The sequence below is a fragment of the Methylobacterium sp. CCH5-D2 genome, from assembly GCF_001556475.1.
GTDB classification, from domain to species: Bacteria; Pseudomonadota; Alphaproteobacteria; order Rhizobiales; family Beijerinckiaceae; genus Methylobacterium; species Methylobacterium hispanicum.
In genome coordinates, this window is the sequence record NZ_LSIX01000968.1 from 1 (window position 1) to 3,465 (window position 3,465).

Genomic DNA, 3,465 nt, shown 5'->3' on the forward strand with positions numbered 1-3,465 from the left:
GGATGGTACGGGCCCGCACCGGGGCGGAAGCGCGGGTGCGGATCCGGCGCTTCCCCGCGGGCACACGCCTGCGCGCGCCGCGGAGCGATCGGCCGACCCGCGCGATCGCCCGACCCGTGCGAGGGGGCCCGCGCGCTACCGCGCCCCGCGGGCGCAGAGGACGGCGGGGATCGTCGCCAGCAGGATGTAGAGGTCGAGCCAGAGCGACCAGTTGCGGATGTAGTAGCCGTCCTGGCTGCGCTGGACCGCGAGGTCGCCGTCGCTGCGGGCCGAGATCTGCCACAGGCCGGTCAGGCCCGGCGGAACGCTGGTGCGCAGCGCCCGGAAGGCCGGCTCGAACCCGTCCATGTGATAGGCCGGGAAGGGGCGGGGGCCCACGAGGCTCATGTCGCCCCGCAGGACGTTCCAGAGCTGGGGCAGCTCGTCCAGGCTGGTGCGGCGCAGGAGGCGGCCTAGCCCGGGCAGCACCCGCGGGTCGTCCCGCAGCTTGAAGAAGCGGGCCCACTCGGCGGCGGCGGCGGGATCGGTCGCGAGATGCTTGGTAAGGCGCTCCTCCGCGTCGCGGTACATGGTGCGCAGCTTCCAGACCCGGATCGGGTGCCCGTGTCGGCCGACGCGAACCTGCGCGTAGAACGGGCTGCCCGGATCGATCCAGCGGATCGCCCCGGCGAGGACGGCGATCAGCGGCAGGAGCAGGATCAGGCCGATGCCGGCCAGCACCCCGTCGAGCAGGCGCTTGAGCAGGAGGTTGCGCGGCCGGTAGAGCTCGCGCCGGATCTCGAGCCCGATGGCGTCGCCGAGCGGCCGGACCTGCATCCACATGTTCTGGAGGTCCTGGATCTGCTGGGCGAGCACGACCCGGCCGAACGGCAGCCGGCCGAGCCGGCCCTCGTGCTGCGCGAGGTCGGCGCAGGAGGCGAACACCGCGACCTCCGCGGCGACGCCGCAGACGGCGTCGAGGCGGCCGAGATGGGGCAGGGGGGGGCCCGTGCGGGCCGTCGCGGCGTCGGCGGGCCGGGCCGGGTCGGTCAGGTAGCCGATCGGCCGCAGGCCGAGTTCGGGCTGGGCCAGCAGGGTCCGGGCGAGCGCCTGCGCGTGGGCGTCGGCGCCGACGATCACGGTCGGCGCGCCCCAGGCGGCTCGGCGGATCAGGACGGCGCGCACCGCCGCCTCGCCGTAGAAGCCGGCGAGCACGAGGAGGAGCCCCGCCGCCGCGACCTGCCCGAGGAGCGGCGCCGCCGGCGCGGCCCCCGTCACCAGGAGACAGCCGATCAGGTAGACGGCGACGCCGAGGGCGCGCAGCCGGAGCCGCTCGGGCGGGCTCGGGCCGTAGACCGCGTAGAGCCCGAGCGCGGCGAAGATCGGAAGCACGCAGAAGACCGGGAGCGGGAGCGGGCCGGCGAGCAGCGCGGTCCTGCCCACGGGGGTGCCCGAGAGGGCGGCCCATCCCAGCGCCAGGGCGGCGCCGGCGGCGAGCGCCGCCGCGGCGTCGCCGAGGATCAGCGCCGCCGCGACGAGGGCGCAGCGGCTTCGCGCGCGCCGCGCGGCGCGGTCTGGGGCTGCGCGCCCGCTCAGCTCGATCGCGGTGGCGACGGTCTCGGTCGTGTCCATGACGGGCCCTCGGGGCGATCTGTCGCTGTGTTGCGGGGCGGCGCGGGTGGCCGCGCCTCAGCCCCGCGCCGGTCCGTGCTCGGGATCGCGCCGTCCGCCGCGCCGGGATCCGGCGAGCGCGTGGCGGGCGAGTTGGAGGCCCGCGAGCAGGAGGAAGCGCGGCACGATGCTGGCGTAGCGGCGCGCGAGACGCCGGGGCTCGGTGGCGAGCCGGAACAGCCACTCGAGCCCGCTGCGCTGCATCCAGCGCGGCGCCTGCCGCTTGGTGCCGGCCAGGAAGTCGAAGGCGGCGCCGACGCCGATCATCACGGGCGCGTCGATCCGCCCGAGATGGGCCGACATCCAGCGCTCCTGCTTCGGCGTGCTCAGCCCCACCCAGACGATGTCGGGCTTGGCCGCGTTGATCTCGGCGACGACGGCCGCGTCCTCGGCGTCGGTGAGCGGCCGGAAGGGCGGGCAGTGCGTGCCGACCACCGCGATGCCGGCGTAGCGTCGGCGCAGGACCTCGGCGAGCCCCTCGGCCACGCCCGGCGCGCCGCCGTAGAGGAAGTGCCGGTAGCCGCGCCGGGGCGAGTCGCTGCAGACCGCCCGCATCAGGTCGGGCCCGTAGACCCGCTCGACCGGGCCGAAGCCGAGCCGGTTGGCCATGAAGACGAGCGGCATGCCATCCGGCGTGACGAGGGCGGCCGCCTCGTGGATCGCCCTGAGCTGCGGGTCGGACCGGCTCTCGATGACGCCGTGTACGCCCGTGATGCAGACGTAGTGCGGCCGGCGCGCGCGCACGAAGGCGTCGAGCGCGTCGAGCGCGTCCCGGAAGGTGATCGCGCTGACGCCGAGGCCGAGGACCGGGGCCCGGGGCCCGAGCCAGCGCGCGCGGGGAGGAGCCTGCGGGCTCATGCGGGGATGGTCCGCCGGCCCTGTCCGAGCGGCAGGACGGACCCGTCCTGGCGCGCCAGCAGCCCCTCGAAATACGCGATGGTGCGGGCAAGCCCCGTGTCGAGATCGACGCGCGGCGACCAGTGCAGGGCCGCGCGCGCGCGGGCAATGTCCGGGCAGCGCCGCCGCGGATCGTCCTGCGGCAGGGGATGGCAGGTGATCGTCGAGGGCGAGTCGCAGAGCTCGACCACGCGCCGGGCGAGCGCCAGCACGCTCGTCTCGACCGGGTTGCCGAGGTTCACCACGTCGCCCGGATGCGCATCGACCGCCATCAGCCGCATCAGACCCTCGACGAGGTCGTCCACGTAGCAGAACGAGCGCGTCTGCGAGCCGTCGCCGTAGATGGTGATGGGCTCGCCCTTGAGCGCCTGGATGATGAAGTTGGAGACCACGCGCCCGTCCTGGGGGTGCATGTTCGGGCCGTAGGTGTTGAAGATGCGCGCGACGCGCACCGACATCCCGTGCTGGCGCCGGTAATCGTGGAACAGCGTCTCGGCGCAGCGCTTGCCCTCGTCGTAGCAGGCGCGCGGTCCCGCGATGTTGACCGAACCGCAGTAGCTCTCGGGCTGCGGGTGCACGTCCGGGTCGCCGTAGACCTCCGAGGTCGAGGCCTGGAGCACGCGGACCTTCAGGCGTTTGGCGAGCCCCAGCACGTTGATCGCGCCCATGACGCTGGTCTTCGTGGTCTGGACCGGGTCGCGCTGGTAGTGGATCGGTGAGGCCGGGCAGGCGAGATTGTAGATCTCGTCCACCTCCACGTAGATCGGGAAGGTCACGTCGTGGCGCATCAGCTCGAAGCGCGGGTTGCCGAGCATCGGCTCGCAGTTCGCCCGCGAGCCGGTGAAGAAGTTGTCCACGCAGAGCACCTCGTGCCCCTGCCCCAGCAGCCGCTCGCACAGGTGCGAGCGGCTGCTGGGG

At 74.4% G+C, this 3,465-nt stretch carries 3 protein-coding genes; all 3 read right to left on the minus strand.

Going from position 1 to position 3,465, the window contains the following annotated elements:
* Window positions 1-135 precede the first annotated feature (135 nt).
* From AX737_RS26285 to AX737_RS26295, 3 genes are read right to left on the minus strand one after another with little or no spacing between them, the layout of a single operon-like run.
* A complete protein-coding gene (locus tag AX737_RS26285; RefSeq protein WP_066926612.1) occupies window positions 136-1,611 on the minus strand; it encodes an exopolysaccharide biosynthesis polyprenyl glycosylphosphotransferase in 1,476 nt (491 codons plus the stop codon).
* Window positions 1,612-1,668: 57 nt separating this feature from the next.
* Window positions 1,669-2,508, minus strand: coding sequence for a WecB/TagA/CpsF family glycosyltransferase (locus AX737_RS26290; protein ID WP_066926615.1), 840 nt, complete (start codon window positions 2,506-2,508; stop codon window positions 1,669-1,671).
* Window positions 2,505-3,446 carry a UDP-glucuronic acid decarboxylase family protein gene (locus AX737_RS26295; protein WP_082773310.1) on the minus strand — a complete coding sequence of 314 codons (942 nt, stop codon included), beginning with the start codon at window positions 3,444-3,446 and terminating at the stop codon, window positions 2,505-2,507. The genes AX737_RS26290 and AX737_RS26295 overlap by 4 nt, the downstream gene beginning before the upstream one ends.
* Window positions 3,447-3,465 lie beyond the last annotated feature (19 nt).